Here is a 14,494-nt window from a genome sequence, read left to right on the forward strand (position 1 = left end):
CATGGACACGCGATCCGACCAGCGAACGGACGCCGTCGAGATGGACGCTGTCGAGATGGACGCCAGGGACGGACTTGCGGGCTTCCGGCCGCGCTTTCATTTCCCGAGGGCCGGAAACGGGACGGAGGCGGTCTACCTGGTGGGCCATTCGCTCGGACTCCAGCCCATCGCCGCACGCGATTACGTGGAACGGGAACTCGACGACTGGCAGAGCCTGGGCGTCGAAGGGCATTTCAAGGGGGAGAACCCCTGGATGCCCTACCACGAAGCGCTGGCGGACCCGCTGGCCCGATTGGCCGGCGCCCTGCCCGGGGAAGTCGTCGCCATGAATACGCTCACGGTGAATCTCCACCTGATGATGGTCTCCTTCTACCGTCCGACCCCGAAGAGGTACCGCATCCTCGTCGAGGGCGCCGCCTTTCCCTCCGACCAGTACGCCGTCGCTTCCCAGGCGGCCTGGCACGGTTACGATCCCGACGAGAGCGTGATCGAACTGCATCCGCGGGAAGGGGAGGACACGATCCGCACCCGGGACATCGAGGACCTGCTCGAACGGGAGGGCGAGTCCATCGCCCTGGTTCTCCTGGGCGGGGTGAACTACCTGACCGGCCAGGCCTTCGACCTGGGCCGGATCACGGCGGTGGGCCATCGGCAAGGGTGCGTCGTGGGATTCGACCTCGCCCACGCCATGGGAAACCTGGAGCTGCGGCTGCACGACTGGGACGTGGATTTCGCCGTCTGGTGTTCCTACAAGTACCTGAACGGAGGGCCCGGCTGCGTAGGCGGGTGCTTCGTTCACGAACGGCACGGAAGGAGAGATGACCTGCCCCGGTTCGCAGGATGGTGGGGACACGAAAAGTCCACCCGGTTCCGGATGCCCTCGGCTTTCGAGGCGATCCCGGGCGCGGAAGGCTGGCAGCTGAGCAATCCGCCCATTCTCCCGCTGGCGGCCCTGCGCGCCTCGCTGGAGCTCTTCGACGAGGCGGGCATGGACCGGCTGCGCGAAAAGAGCATGAGGCTGACCGGGTACCTGGAACACCTGCTGCGGGAACGCTTCCCCGATGAACTGGCCATCATCACCCCGGCGGATCCGGAAGCGCGTGGATGCCAGCTTTCGCTCCGGACGGGGCCGCGAGGCGGCCGCGTGCATCGGCATCTGTCGGAACACGGCATCTGGTGCGACTGGCGCGAGCCTGATGTGATCCGCGTCGCCCCCGTACCGCTGTACAACGGTTTCTCGGACGTCCGCCGTTTCGTGGAGGTCATGGCAGAGGGCATGGAACGGACCGGGTGAGTCGAGCGGACCGGGTGAGTCGAGCGGACCGGGCGAGTCGAGCGGACCGGCGGACCGGGAGGACCAAGCGGACCAGGAGGACCGGGTGAGCCGCGAGGGCTGAGCGCACCAGGCAAGACGGTTTACGTTCCAGTTTTGAAACAATCGAGGGTTCTCATGGGGACCAATCGGGAAACCGTAACCCTGATCGGCGCGGGCCTGGCCGGATCCCTGCTGGCGATCTTCCTCGCCCGCCGCGGATTCCGGGTCGAGGTGTACGAGAAGCGGCCCGACATCCGACGCGATCCGGTGGGCCAGGCGGGCCGGTCGATCAACCTGGCCATGTCTGTGCGGGGCCTTCACGCGCTGGGGCAGGTAGGCCTGCGTGACGAAGTCCTGGCCATGGCGATCCCCATGGCGGGGCGGCTGATCCATCCCGTGGAAGGCGACCGGGTCCTGCAGCCCTACGGCCAGCGGGAGGACGAGGTCATCTACTCCGTATCCCGGGGTGAACTGAATCGGTTCCTGCTGAACGCCGCGGAGAGGCAGGACGGCGTGCGGCTGCATTTCAACGCCCGGTGCACCGGGCTGGAATTCCGTACCGGCGTGCTGTACGTCCGCGACGACGCGACCAATCACGTCCACTCCCTCCGTCCCGACCGGGTCATCGGCGTAGACGGCTCGGCATCGGCCATCCGGACCGCCATGATGAACGTGGACCGGTTCGACCTCTCCCAGCAGTACCTGACCCACGGATACAAGGAACTGACCATTCCCGCCGGACCGGACGGCGCATACAGGATGGAGCGCAATGCCCTCCATATCTGGCCGCGGGGCATGTACATGCTCATTGCGCTACCCAACCTCGACGGAAGTTACACCTGCACCCTCTTCTTCCCCCACGAAGGCAAGTACAGTTTCGCCAGCCTCCTGGAACCACGCCAGATACTGGACTTCTTCGAGATGCAGTTTCCCGATGCGACGGCGCTGATGCCCGATCTGGCCAACCTGTACCGCGACAATCCCACCGGGTCCCTGGTCACCCTCAAGTGTTTTCCCTGGCACTACCGCGACCGGGTGCTGCTTCTGGGAGACGCCGCCCACGCGATCGTGCCGTTCTTCGGCCAGGGAATGAACTGCGCTTTCGAGGACTGCACCGTCCTCGACGAATGTATCGAGACGCACTGGCCGGACTGGGGAAGCGTATTCGAGTCCTTCGGTCGCCGCAGGAAGAAAGACACGGATGCCATCGCCGACATGGCGCTGGCCAATTACGTCGAAATGCGCGACCTGGTCAGCGACCCCGGTTTTCAGTTGCGGCAGAAGGTGGGTTTCCTGCTGGAACAGAAGTATCCCGAGCGGTTCATCCCGCGGTATTCCATGGTGTCGTTCCACCGGTTCCCCTACAGCGAGGCACTGCACTGCGGCGAGATCCAGGAGGGCATCCTCCGGGAACTCTGCGCCTCCATCACCACGGCGGACCAGGTCGACTGGAACACGGCGGAGCGGCTCGTAGGGGAGCGCCTCGATGCCCGGATGACCCCCGGATGACCCCCGGATGCCCCCGGATGACCCCCGGATGACGGAACATGGCGGGGTGATCGTGATGCACGGCCGTCCGCCGGCTTGACAGGGCCACCGGCTTGACAGGTCTCCCGGACCGTTCTACATTACCTGTAACCTGGCGCGGCCCACCTGGCCTGACGTATCCAAAACCACATTTCCGGCGGTTTCGCAGCATTATGCATGTACTCAACTACATCGGCGGCGAATTGCGCGAACCGACCGGCGGCGCTTACCTGGACAATATCGAGCCCGCCACGGGCGCCGTAATCGGCAGGACGCCCGACTCCGGCACGCGGGACGTGGAGGAGGCGGTCGGTGCCGCGGAAAAGGCTTTCCCGGCCTGGTCGTCCCTGTCCGTCCAGGAACGATCCGGCCATCTCCTCCGCATCGCCGGCCTGATCGAGGAGAACCGCGAGGAACTGGCCCGGGCGGAATCGGACGATACCGGCAAGCCGGTAGCCCTGGCGGATACGGTGGACATCCCCCGCGCCGCGAGCAACTTCCGGTTCTACGCGACGGCCATCGAGCACTTCGCCAGCGACGCCCACGCCATGGGCAACTCCGCGCTCAATTACACCCTCCGGGCGCCCATCGGCCTCGCCGGGTGCATTTCCCCCTGGAACCTGCCCCTCTACCTGCTGACGTGGAAGATCGCACCGGCGCTGGCCGCCGGCAACTGCGTGATCGGCAAACCGTCGGAACTGACGCCCACGACCGCGTTCCTGCTGTCCAGGATATGCATCGAAGCGGGACTGCCCGCCGGGGTGCTGAACATCGTGCACGGCTACGGCCACAGGGCGGGCGCCGCCGTGGCGGACCATCCCGGCATTCCGGTCGTTTCCTTCACGGGCGGGACGGCCACGGGCAGGCGCATCGCGGCCGCGGCCGCGCCGAACTTCAAGCGGGTCTCCCTCGAAATGGGCGGCAAGAACCCGAATATCGTCTTCGCGGACTGCCCCTACGAGGACACCCTGCAGACCGCCCTGCTGTCCTCCTTCTCCAACCAGGGAGAAATCTGCCTGTGCGGTCCGCGCATCCTCGTCGAACGGTCGCTGTACGAGACCTTTCGGGACGATTTCGTGGAACGGACCCGCCGCCTGACCGTCGGGGATCCGAGGGATGCCGGCAACCGGCTCGGCGCCGTCGTGTCCGAAGCGCACATGGAAAAGGTCCTGTCCTACGTGGAACTGGCCCGGGAAGAAGGCGGGCGGGTCCTCTGCGGAGGGAAGCGGGTGCGGGTAAACGGCCGCTGCCGGGACGGGTGGTTCGTCGCGCCCACGGTGATCGATGGACTGGCGGCGGACTGCCGGACTAACCAGGAAGAAATTTTCGGTCCCGTGGTGACGCTCCTGCCCTTCGATTCCGACGACGAAGCGGTGGCCCAGGCCAACGGCACGCCCTACGGCCTTGCCGCCATGGTCTGGACCGACAACCTCGGCCGCGCCCACCGCGTGGCCGAGCGTCTGCACGCGGGCATCATCTGGATCAACTGCTGGATGCTGCGGGACCTCCGCACGCCCTTCGGCGGCATGAAGCAGTCGGGCGTGGGCCGCGAGGGAGGATTCGAGGCCCTGCGGTTCTTCACCGAGCCCAAGAACGTGTGCATCAAGATGTAGGCGGAACGCGGAGACACGGCCATGCAACAGCATTACGATTCCGACCGGGCCCCCGAACCGGTGGGACCCTATCCCCATGCCCGAAGGGTGGGAAACCTGCTGTTCCTGTCGGGCATCGGACCCCGTGCCAGGGACCGGCAGGACATTCCGGGCGTGACCCTGGGACCGGACGGTGAGATCGCGTCCTACGATATCGAGCAGCAGTGCCACGCCGTATTCCACAATGTCCGCTGCATCCTGGAAGACGCAGGCAGCACCTGGGAGAACCTCGTGGACATCACCGTGTACCTCACCGACATGGAGAAGGACTTCGCGGCATTCAACCGGATCTACCGCGAGTATTTTCGGGAGCATCAGCCCTGCCGCACCACGGTTGGGGTTTCCCGGCTCCCCACCCAAATCGCCATCGAATTGAAGTGCATCGCTACGATCTGAACAAGGAGGTCCGATCATGGCCGTAACGGCTCCATTCAATTTCAAGGCCTGGATAGACGAACACAGGCACCTGCTCAAGCCTCCGGTCGGCAACCAGTGCGTCTATTCGGAGGCCGAAGACTTCATCGTCATGGTCGTTGGCGGACCGAACGCCCGCAAAGACTACCATTACAATGAAGGCGAAGAGTTCTTCTACCAGGTGGAGGGCGATATCGTCCTGAAGATCATAGACGACGGAAAGCCGGTGGACGTCCCGATCCGGGAAGGCGAGATCTTCCTCCTCCCGGCCGGGGTTCCACATTCGCCCCAGAGACCGGCGGACACCGTGGGCCTGGTCATGGAAACCAAGCGGAGACGCGGCGAGATCGACGGATTCATGTGGTACTGTGAAAGTTGCGGGGAGAAACTTTACGAGGAACGTTTCGAACTGGAAGACATCGTCAGCCAGCTGCCGCCCGTCATGAACCGGTTCTTCAGCAGCGAAAAACACCGTACCTGCAGGATCTGCGGCGCGGTCATGCCGAAACCGGAAGGCGGGTGATCGGGAGACACGAAACCTTCGAAGTCGTATCCCCTGGTTTTCTGCGGGATAATGCAGGCCTTTTCCGACTAAGGGAATGTACCGCATCAAGATCGCGTTTACTGGGATTCCAACGTCCGTGTTCATGCGGAATGCGCCACGAATTTTGGATTTCTGTGAAAAAACGCGTTCATAGTCCGGATTTTAAGCAAAAAATCGACAAAAAGTTGACAAATTGCCGATTTGTGCTTATCTTTTGTTTAGTAGTCCGGTGATGCTTTCGGAAAGGGGTAGAATATGGTCCTGATTTACCGCGGATTCGAAGGCAACAGGGTGTTCAAGTGGTGCCGGGGAGACTCGGACCGGGTCAGCGTGATGTTTCCGGCGAAGCCCTTCTTCAACCGGTGCATCAGCCGCGTGCTGGACGAAACGCGTGCCGGCAAAAACGTCCTGGCCTGGGGAGATCCCGAAGGTCTGTCCCGCCTGGGAATGGCCCTCAACGAGCGGCACATACCGACGACGCCCTTCGGTGATGGCATCGCCATGCACTGATCGCGGCGACCGGAATCTGAATCGGCTTTACCGCTGCTCAGAATGCGACGCCCAGCTGCAGGGTGAAATTGCTCGTGTTCTCGCCGCTACCGCCCCTGGGTGTTCCATATTCTCTGTCGTGGAGCCACTCAAGCGTGCCGGAGAGCGTGTCCTTCCATATGTCGACGGAGACCGCGGACAGGTAGCGAATCGACGGTATGCCGAGTCCCGCCGCCTCCGAGGTACCCTGGTACCCCAGCGCGAGTGCTCCGCCCCTTCCCGCCAGTTCGAACCCATATCCGACCTCCAGGGACCAGGCCGCAGGGCGGGCGCCCCGGCCATCGAACGCCAGTACACCGGGAGCGTATCGATCCTGGGAGATCATGTACTCGGCGGTGATGGTCACACCGCTGTAGCGAATGGCCGTCGCCGCGGCCCATCCGGGCATCCGTTCATCGCTGCCTGTGGGTGGCCCTTCGTGGTCGGCGCCGTGGTGAGCGCCGTGGTGAGCGCCGTGCGCCTCCTCATCGTGTCCGAACACCTCTTCCTGAAAGCCGGCCAGCGTGCCCAGGTCATCGATAAACGACAGGTTGAAGGCGATTTCGTCGTCCTCGTTCACGTGTTTTCCATAGCCCACCACGGCCCCGAAACCGGACCGGGGTTTATTCGAACGCGCATCGTCTCCGTGGTACCCGTAGACGCTGCCCTGGAATTCGCCAAGGGAAACGCCCAGCAACAGGGACTTTTCCCTTTTGGACCCGAACTCGTAGGATAGCGGATCGACAATCGCACCGTTCTCCAGGGGACCGATACCGGCGTCTTGCACCGCCTGGAATCCGGCTGTTTCGAACAGGGTGAAGGGAAGGAACTGCACACCACCTTTGAGCCACCAACTGCCATCGGGCGGTCCGACGACGACCGAGCCCGTGATGAACCCCAGGTTGCGCCCGTCCTCCTCTTCACCGTGATCTTCTTCGTGCTCGCGTATCCATCCGAACTCCGAGCCAATCCACGCGTGGGGCTCGATGCCAACGCCCACTTCCAGCTGCTTGGCCGCGGTGGACGTGGAACTTTCTCCATCGGAAAACCGGCTCCGCTGCAGGGTAAACTCCGCAACCCCTCCGATTTCAATAAACCCGGGAAGTGACGCCTTGCCGGTATTCCCTTCGTTTACCTGTGCGGAAGTGATGCCCAAGCACAGCAAGGCTGGAAACACCGTGGCAAGGGCGGCCAGGATCTGTAACGTGTTTTTCAATGAATGAATCCCCTTGGTTCGTACTTCCGCTCCTTTGTGAATACCAGAAAACGTACAACATTTTTAGCCGAGACTAAATAATAAATTATAGGTGATAGATGTCAATAATTAGAATTTGATAAATCCAGATACGATCTTCACTATGCGGGCACCGCGTGATTGACGCCGCGCAGCATTGAATACACACCTGCAGGAAGGCAGATCGACGAGGCACCCACCGATGTTCGGCAACAGCCGGCAATCGTGCGGACAAAGACCTTGCGATCCGCCGGCGCCGCGGCTTACTTTGAACGCGACTGAGGGGATCCCGCGCGACGCCGGGTTGTCAACCGGCGTCACGTGCGGAATTGGATAAAATGCAGGAGTAAAAGACGCAGAACCACCCGGCACACATGACCCACGAAATCGCCATAGGTCCGCACCGCATAAAGTCGCTCAGACCCGGCATGCCCATCCTCACGCTGGCGCCCATGGCGGGCATCAGCAACTGGCCGTTCCGGTTGATCTGCGCGAAGATGGGCGCCCAGATGGTCGGCGTGGAGTTCATCAACTGCAATGCCATTCTCCACAAGAACCCGAAGACGCTTCAGATGATGAACTTCTGCGACGCCGACATCTACCGCGACACCGGCATGTCGCTGCTCGCGGCGCAGATCTACGGGAACGACATCGGCCGCATGGTGGAAGGCGCGCTGGTACTGGAAGAAAAAGGCGCGCAGATCATGGACATCAACTTCGGATGTTCCGTACCCAAGATCCTGCGTTCCGATTCCGGGGCCGCCTTCCTCAAGGACATCGACCGGATGATGAACGCGGTGCGCAGCGTGGCCGAGGCCGTTTCGATCCCCGTCATCATCAAGACGCGGCTGGGCTGGGACCACGACAACATCAGCATTCTGGAGGTGGTGAAACGCGCCGCGGACTCCGGCGCACACGCTGTGGCGGTCCACGCCCGCACCGTGGCGCAGAAATTCAACGGGAACGCGGACTGGTCATGGATCGCCCGCGCCGTGGAAGTCTCCCCCGTGCCGATCTTCGGAAACGGCGACGTGTTCACCTACAAGGACGCGGTGCGCATGGTGGAGGAGACGGGGTGCGCCGGCGTGATGATCGCCCGGGCCGCGCGGGACAACCCCTACATCTTCTCCGGCGCGCGGATACCGACGTTTACCGAGCGCGTCCGGCTTGCCCGGGACCACCTGGGCATGATGGTGGAGTACAAAGGGGAGAAGGTGGGCGTGATGGAGATGCGCAAGTTCTTCGCCTCCTACTTCAAAGGCTTCCCCAACGCATCCCACCTGCGGACCAGCCTCGTGCAGGTGGACACCGTCACGCAGGCCCACCGGATCCTGGACGAATGGGTGACGGAGTCGGATCTTCAACCGCATGATGCTTGATCACGCGGCCCTGGGAGAAATACACCACGCCTTCGGCGATGTTCGTGGCGTGGTCGGCCAGGCGTTCGATGTGGCGGGAAATGAAGATCAGTTGCATCGCCTGGGGCACCGACCCTGAATCCTCCTTCATGCAGGCCAGCAGTTCCTCGAAGATCTGGTCCTGCAATTGATTGACCTGCTCGTCCCGGTCGCAGACGTCCATGGCCAGTTGCTCGTCTCCGCGCACGAAGGCGTTGAGGCTGTCCTTGACCATGGACTGGGAAAGGTCCGCCATCCGCGGCAGGTCCACGAGCGGCTTCAGGAGAGGCAACCCGGCGAGCTGCTTCGTTTTCTTGGAAATGTTGACCGCTATGTCGCCCAGCCGTTCCAGGTCGATCGTGATCTTCATGCTGGCCGCGACAAAGCGCAGGTCCCGCGCGATGGGGTGCTGAAGCGCGAGCAATCGGATGCACTGCTCGTCGATCTCCAGTTCCATGGCGTCGATGGGTCCATCGCCGGCGATGACCTGGTCGCACAGATCGACGTCGCGCTCCATGAACGCGGTGACCGCCCTGGCGATCTGTTCCTCGACCAGCGCCGCCATGCTCAGCAGGGCGGACCTCAGGCCTTCCAGCTGTTGTTGGAGATGGGTTTCCATGACTTCTATCCCGCACGGCCCGTGATGTAGTCCTCCGTACGTTGGTCGCGGGGCGTGGTGAACATCGCGTCGGTCACGCCCATTTCCACCAGTTCGCCCTTGAGCATGAACCCGGTGGTTTCGGAGACCCGCGCCGCCTGCTGCATGTTGTGCGTCACGATAACAATGGTGTAATCGTCCTTCAGATCAAGCATTAATTCCTCGATCCTGGACGTGGCGACGGGGTCCAGCGACGAGCACGGCTCGTCCATGAGCAGGACTTCGGGTTCGACGGCGATCGCCCGTGCGATGCAGAGCCGCTGCTGCTGTCCGAGGGAGAGCCCGAGGGCGCTCTCTTCGAGCTGTTCCTGGACTTCTTCCCACAGGAAGGCCCGACGCAGGCACCGTTCCACGATCTCGTCGAGAAAATCGCCGGACTTCACGCCATGGATCCGGGGGCCATAGGCCACGTTCTCGTAGATCGACTTGGGAAAGGGATTCGGCTGCTGGAAGACCATGCCCACGCGACGGCGCAGCCGTGTGACGTCGGTGTCCGGTCCGTAGATGTCCACTCCGTTCATCCGGATCGTGCCCGTCATGCGGATCCGGGGAACGAGGTCGTTCATGCGGTTGATCAACCTGAGCAAGGTCGTCTTTCCGCAGCCAGACGGGCCGATGAAGGCCGTGATGACCTGGCGGTCGATCGCCATGGTCACGTCCTTCAACGCGGCCCGGTCCCCGTACCAGAAGGACACGCGCTCGACGTCCAGGATCGTTTCATCACGCAGGATCTTGGGCGTGACCGGTGCGTTTTCCGTCGTCATTCGCTGAGACCTCCTGTGCGCGCTTCCAACGTGCGCTGCTCGTGCGTGCTGCTTTTGCGCTGCTCGTGCGTGCTGCTTTTGCGTACCGCTATTGAGCGCTCCAGGAACTCCTATGCCGCGGCCAGCGAATAGCGTTTCCTAAGCCGGCTTCGGAGACCGATCGCCGCGGCGTTCAACGCGACCACGATGGCCAGCAGCAACAGCGTGGACGTGTACGCCATGGGTAGAGACGCCTCCCCACTGTCCGCCCTGAAACCCGTATCGAAGATATGAAACCCCAGGTGCATGAACTCGCGTTCCAGGTGCACGAAAGGCCAGGCGCCGTCCACGGGCAACTCGGCGGTAAAAGCGACGACCCCCGTGATCATCAGCGGGGCCACGGTCCCGGCCGCCCGCGCCACGGACAGGATCAGGCCCGTGAGTATGGACGGCAGCACCACCGGCACGACGACACGCCAGAGCGTCTCGAACCGCGTCGCGCCCAGGGCGTGAGACGCTTCGCGGAGTCCCGGGGGCACGCCGGCCAGACCCTCCTCCACGGCCACGATGACCACGGGCAGGGTGAGCAGGGCCAGGGTCAGCGCGCACCAGAGGATGCCGCCGCGGGCGAAGGTCGGTTCCGGGAGATCCGCCGGGAACAACAGACGGTCCAGGGTTCCTCCCAGAAAATACACGAAGAACCCGAGTCCGAAAACCCCGAATACGATGGAGGGAACCCCGGCCAGGCTGTTCACGGCGATCCGCACTGCGTTCAGGAACGGACCCGGTTTTCCGTATTCTCTCAGATAGAAGGCCGCCAGCACGCCGAAGGGCATGACGACAACCGACATGAGAATGACCATCGCCGTGGTGCCGAAAATCGCCGGATAGACTCCTCCCAGCCGGTTCTCGTCCCGAGGAGGCGACCACAGGTAGGACCAGGCGCTACCCATGTAGTGGCGCACTTTCGTCCACGTGGTCATCGCATTGGGTGCGTAGATCCGCTGAACGTTCGCGAGGGAAACGGTGTGTTGCCGGTCATCCGCCAATGACAGGACGATGGACAGCGCCCGCTGCCTGCGCAGGCGTTCCAGTTCCGGGGACTGCTCCTGGTAATGGGCCCGAACGGCTTCGTAACCCCGGGCGACGACCATACCGTCGTCCACGAAGGAATCCAGGAAACCGAAGAGGTCCCCGCCCCGGACCTGCTCCACGACCACGGCCTCGCGCGGGACGTCGCGCCTCGCGACCCGCCCTTCATTCAGCCAGGTGAATTCGTCCGGATACCGTGCCCGGTCACCGGTTCGGACCTGCAACCGATACGCCGCGGTACGTTCCCCTGCTAAGCCGGTGATCCGGACACTGACGCGGGATGTCTCCTGGCCCAGGACAACCCTGCCGTCGCGCAGTACGTACCGCGTCAGTTCCTGGGGCCAGAACCCGCCCAGTCCGTGCACGACGATAACCAGGATCAGTCCCGCCACCATCAGGAAGCCGAGGATCAGGGCCCCGCCGGACATCCAGATCAGGGCGTCATCCTTTGACCACTTCGAAACCATCGCGTCTCCCTGCGGCCGGCGGATCATCCGGCGCTCAAGCATAACGCCGTCTCAGCCGCCTTCGAACCAGTTCGGCCGCGGTGTTGATCGCAAAAGTCGAAACGAGCAGGAGAAAGGCGGCGAAAAACAGGACCCGGTAGAGCGTGTCGTCCCGCGCGGCGTTCGGCAGGTCGAGAGCCACGCTGGCGGACAGGGCCCGGAACCCGGTGAAGGCGGACCAGTCCATTACCGGGACATTGCCCGAGATAAACAGCACGATCATGGTCTCCCCGATCGCCCTGCTGAATCCCAGCAGGACGGCGGCCAGTATGCCGGATCCCGCGGCGGGGAGGACGATGCGCACCGCGGTCTGCCAGCGCGTGGCCCCCAGTGACATGGATCCTTCCAGGAATGAGCGGGGCACCGTGGAAAGCGCTTCCTCGGACAGGGTAAATATGATTGGGGTCACGGCCAGGCCCATGACCATGCCCACGACGATTGCGTTCCGCTCCGCGAAGGCCAGACCCAGCGAGGCTTCGAACCAGGTCTCGTAGCCGGCCCGCAGCCAGGCGGCCTTCAGCAGCGCCCCGCATTCCAGGGCCAGCCATCCGCCGGCGAGGACGGCAACCAGAAGCAGCCAGATCTCCCGGCCCGGAGGATCGAACGCCCGGAACCGGACCGGGGCATGGTGCCTGATGAGAAAAGCAGCCACCACCGCGCCGGCAATGAATACCGGGGCCAGGAAGAGAGCGAAGACGTGGGAGGCAAGGAACGGCGCAAGCCAGACGCCGCCGATGAAGCCGAGTACGACACTCGGCACCGCGGCCATGATTTCCACCAGCGGTTTCAGTCTTTCCTTCAAAGCCCGAGGCAGGAACTGCGACGCGTAGAGCGCGGCGAGCACCGAGACGGGCACCGCGAAAAGCAGGCTGTACACCGCGCCTTTCAAGGTCCCGGAGATCAGCGGCAGGATGGGGTACCCGGCGTCGATTCCATTGGTGCCGGAAACGCCCCACCGGTATTCCGCGGGCGACGTGAACAGGGGGTAAATCACCCACATGACCACGGCGAAAACCGACAGGATGGTCAGGATCAACACTGCGCCGCCAAGCGCGGCGAATCGTCCGACCAGCAGATCCAGCAGGCGGCGCCGGTCCATCCGGCGTCCTCGGGGGCGATCGGTCATCCGGAGGTCCTGGAAAAGGATTTAACCTGATTACTTCAACAGGGTCATCTTCCGGTTGAATACGTGGGCGGTCCGCCCGTCCGCGGTCGCCTCGAAGCGATAGAAATACACGCCGCTCGAGAGTTGCCGCGCGTCCCAGTGCTCGGTGTAATGTCCCGGAAGCCTGATATCGTTCACCACCGTCGCCACCCGCTGGCCAAGGAGATTGTACACTTCGATCAATACATGGCTCGTCGACGATACGGTGTAATCGATGTTCGTGGCCAGGCTGAAGGGGTTCGGACTGTTCTGCGCCAGGCTGAAGCCATCGGGTGCATCTGCGCCGGGATCAGCCGGTTCCGGCGGCATGGGTGCCGGTGCGGTGCTGAAATAGCCCAAAGCTGCAAGCGCCGACCAATGATCCGCCCAGTTTTCGGTTCCGAAAGCGCCCGCGTAATCGACGTCCGCAAAGAACCCGCTGCTCCGGGGTGCTTCCATGAGCCTGCTCCCATCCCAGGCGGGACTGGTGCTGCCGGGACGCGGATCCAGGCCCAGGTTCCGGTTCCAGCTGATGCCCTGCAGCTGCGGGTCCGTGATCCTATTGGCGTTGCCCTCGTTGGCGAGCAGTTCCCTGGTGTGGTTATCACCTCCCAGTTCCGCGGGCGAACTCCCGGCACCGAACCTGCCCAGGATATTATACCGGAAGGCCAGGTCGCCCGCGTCCAGGCGCGCCTTGCTGTCCTGCGCGCCGCGGGTCGGATCCAGGTCCTCGATCGACAGCGCGTGGCCCTGGAACTCGGTGAAGATGCTGTTGAAATACATCCCGCCCGCGTTGTCGCGGAAGATGAGGGCGTTGTTGTCCTTGCCGCCCGTCGACGCCGCGCCGCGGCCAATGTAGGTAGCGTTCATGATCGTGGGACGGGCGTATGGCCGGCCGTCCTCCGGGTCCGTGCCGCCGTCGTGCTCGCCGGCATGGTCGCCCAGGGACGGGTCCTGGATCGAGAACCAGAACTGGTGCTCGCCCCGGAAGCCCTCGTCGTAGTCGAAGGCGTCATCGCCTCCGAATGCGGATATCAGGTAGCGCGTATTCACCGTGCCGCCGAACCATTCGAAGCCGTCGTCCTGGTTGTAGAACACTTCCACGTACTCGATGGTCGTGCCGCGGCCCACACCGGCCATGGTCAGCCCGTTGATCTCGTTGTCCGCGCCGATGACCGCGCCGCCGTGCCGGATCGACACGTACCGCAGCACGCCCGAGTTGTCGTCGTCGTCGGGATGCGATCCACCACCGTAGATACCCCGCGGTTCGGTCGTCGCGTCGATGCCTTCGATGTTGTTTTCACCGGTGGCGGTGTTGATGGACGCCCGGCCCAGAATGATGACGCCGCCCCACAGCCCGCGGGAAGCGGTGGGGGACGACAGCAGGATGTCATCCGGATCATCGACGTCGTCCGCTTCGGCCGTGAAGATAATCGGATTCCGGGCGGTCCCGTCGGCGAGGATCCTGCCGCCCCGGGCTACGATCAGGGCCGTATCCTCGCCCTCGGTGGTCGTGGGACGGGCCTTGATCACCGTGCCGGCCTCGATGGTCAGCGTCTCGCCGTCTTCGACGAAAACCAGGCCGGACAGCAGGTAGGTGTTATCTGAAGTGAAGGCTGTATTGCCGACGATGTCTGCGTCGGTGATAGTGACTACGGGATAGGTGGGGGGCTGTGCTTCTGCGAGGACCGGGAAAACCAATGATGCGGAAACCAGGGCGATGGGTATCCACCGATGCAT

The 14,494-nt window shown here is 63.4% G+C and carries 13 protein-coding genes; 7 read left to right on the forward strand and 6 right to left on the reverse strand.

Translation table 11 applies throughout. The features are described from left to right. Nucleotide 1: 1 nt before the first annotated feature. The 6 genes from kynU to OXH56_03785 all read left to right on the forward strand — a co-directional run bounded on the left by kynU (nucleotide 2) and on the right by OXH56_03785 (nucleotide 5,962). Nucleotides 2-1,294, forward strand: a complete 1,293-nt coding sequence (kynU, locus tag OXH56_03760) for a kynureninase (GenBank protein MCY3554419.1) — start codon at nucleotides 2-4, stop codon at nucleotides 1,292-1,294. Between the two features lie 156 nt (nucleotides 1,295-1,450). Next, nucleotides 1,451-2,824 carry an NAD(P)/FAD-dependent oxidoreductase gene (locus OXH56_03765; GenBank protein MCY3554420.1) on the forward strand — a complete coding sequence of 458 codons (1,374 nt, stop codon included), beginning with the start codon at nucleotides 1,451-1,453 and terminating at the stop codon, nucleotides 2,822-2,824. Nucleotides 2,825-3,012: 188 nt separating this feature from the next. Further along, the gene (locus OXH56_03770; protein ID MCY3554421.1) at nucleotides 3,013-4,455 is read left to right on the forward strand and encodes an aldehyde dehydrogenase; all 1,443 of its coding nucleotides are present in this window, start codon (nucleotides 3,013-3,015) and stop codon (nucleotides 4,453-4,455) included. Nucleotides 4,456-4,476: 21 nt separating this feature from the next. Next, the gene (locus OXH56_03775; GenBank protein ID MCY3554422.1) at nucleotides 4,477-4,890 is read left to right on the forward strand and encodes a Rid family hydrolase; all 414 of its coding nucleotides are present in this window, start codon (nucleotides 4,477-4,479) and stop codon (nucleotides 4,888-4,890) included. A gap of 16 nt (nucleotides 4,891-4,906) precedes the next feature. Next, on the forward strand, nucleotides 4,907-5,431 hold the full coding sequence (locus tag OXH56_03780) for a 3-hydroxyanthranilate 3,4-dioxygenase (protein ID MCY3554423.1): 525 nt from the start codon (nucleotides 4,907-4,909) through the stop codon (nucleotides 5,429-5,431). A 276-nt stretch (nucleotides 5,432-5,707) separates the two neighbouring features. Beyond that, nucleotides 5,708-5,962, forward strand: a complete 255-nt coding sequence (locus OXH56_03785; protein ID MCY3554424.1) for a hypothetical protein — start codon at nucleotides 5,708-5,710, stop codon at nucleotides 5,960-5,962. 37 nt (nucleotides 5,963-5,999) lie between these two features. On the opposite strand, the gene OXH56_03790 is transcribed toward OXH56_03785, so the two are convergent. After that, complete coding sequence (locus OXH56_03790) at nucleotides 6,000-7,196, reverse strand: LbtU family siderophore porin (protein ID MCY3554425.1); 1,197 nt, start codon at nucleotides 7,194-7,196, stop codon at nucleotides 6,000-6,002. 392 nt (nucleotides 7,197-7,588) lie between these two features. On the opposite strand from OXH56_03790, the gene OXH56_03795 reads away from it, so the two are divergent. Continuing rightward, nucleotides 7,589-8,593, forward strand: coding sequence for a tRNA-dihydrouridine synthase (locus OXH56_03795; protein MCY3554426.1), 1,005 nt, complete (start codon nucleotides 7,589-7,591; stop codon nucleotides 8,591-8,593). On the opposite strand, the gene phoU is transcribed toward OXH56_03795, so the two are convergent. From phoU to OXH56_03820, 5 genes are all read right to left on the reverse strand, one after another. Further along, nucleotides 8,526-9,230 carry a phosphate signaling complex protein PhoU gene (phoU, locus tag OXH56_03800; GenBank protein ID MCY3554427.1) on the reverse strand — a complete coding sequence of 235 codons (705 nt, stop codon included), beginning with the start codon at nucleotides 9,228-9,230 and terminating at the stop codon, nucleotides 8,526-8,528. The genes OXH56_03795 and phoU overlap by 68 nt on opposite strands. Nucleotides 9,231-9,235: 5 nt before the next feature. Then, entirely contained in the window at nucleotides 9,236-10,033 is a 798-nt protein-coding gene (pstB, locus tag OXH56_03805; protein MCY3554428.1) for a phosphate ABC transporter ATP-binding protein PstB, read from the reverse strand. Nucleotides 10,034-10,143: 110 nt separating this feature from the next. Then, complete coding sequence (gene pstA / locus OXH56_03810; protein MCY3554429.1) at nucleotides 10,144-11,571, reverse strand: phosphate ABC transporter permease PstA; 1,428 nt, start codon at nucleotides 11,569-11,571, stop codon at nucleotides 10,144-10,146. A gap of 34 nt (nucleotides 11,572-11,605) precedes the next feature. After that, nucleotides 11,606-12,736: an ABC transporter permease subunit gene (locus tag OXH56_03815; protein MCY3554430.1), complete on the reverse strand. Its 1,131-nt coding sequence runs from the start codon at nucleotides 12,734-12,736 to the stop codon at nucleotides 11,606-11,608. Between the two features lie 30 nt (nucleotides 12,737-12,766). Beyond that, on the reverse strand, nucleotides 12,767-14,494 hold the full coding sequence (locus tag OXH56_03820; protein MCY3554431.1) for a T9SS type A sorting domain-containing protein: 1,728 nt from the start codon (nucleotides 14,492-14,494) through the stop codon (nucleotides 12,767-12,769).

This window comes from Gemmatimonadota bacterium (genome assembly GCA_026702745.1).
Classification (GTDB): domain Bacteria; phylum JAAXHH01; class JAAXHH01; order JAAXHH01; family JAAXHH01; genus JAAXHH01.

What these genes read in the sequence shown, in the direction of transcription:
- kynU (MCY3554419.1), top strand. Translation starts at nt 2, where the DNA reads ATGGACACGCGATCCGACCAGCGAACGGACGCCGTCGAGATGGACGCT.
- OXH56_03765 (MCY3554420.1), top strand. Translation starts at nt 1,451, where the DNA reads ATGGGGACCAATCGGGAAACCGTAACCCTGATCGGCGCGGGCCTGGCC.
- OXH56_03775 (MCY3554422.1), top strand. Translation starts at nt 4,477, where the DNA reads ATGCAACAGCATTACGATTCCGACCGGGCCCCCGAACCGGTGGGACCC.
- OXH56_03780 (MCY3554423.1), top strand. Translation starts at nt 4,907, where the DNA reads ATGGCCGTAACGGCTCCATTCAATTTCAAGGCCTGGATAGACGAACAC.
- OXH56_03785 (MCY3554424.1), top strand. Translation starts at nt 5,708, where the DNA reads ATGGTCCTGATTTACCGCGGATTCGAAGGCAACAGGGTGTTCAAGTGG.
- OXH56_03795 (MCY3554426.1), top strand. Translation starts at nt 7,589, where the DNA reads ATGACCCACGAAATCGCCATAGGTCCGCACCGCATAAAGTCGCTCAGA.
- phoU (MCY3554427.1), bottom strand. Translation starts at nt 9,230, where the DNA reads ATGGAAACCCATCTCCAACAACAGCTGGAAGGCCTGAGGTCCGCCCTG.
- pstB (MCY3554428.1), bottom strand. Translation starts at nt 10,033, where the DNA reads ATGACGACGGAAAACGCACCGGTCACGCCCAAGATCCTGCGTGATGAA.
- pstA (MCY3554429.1), bottom strand. Translation starts at nt 11,571, where the DNA reads ATGGTTTCGAAGTGGTCAAAGGATGACGCCCTGATCTGGATGTCCGGC.
- OXH56_03815 (MCY3554430.1), bottom strand. Translation starts at nt 12,736, where the DNA reads ATGACCGATCGCCCCCGAGGACGCCGGATGGACCGGCGCCGCCTGCTG.
- OXH56_03820 (MCY3554431.1), bottom strand. Translation starts at nt 14,494, where the DNA reads ATGCATCGGTGGATACCCATCGCCCTGGTTTCCGCATCATTGGTTTTC.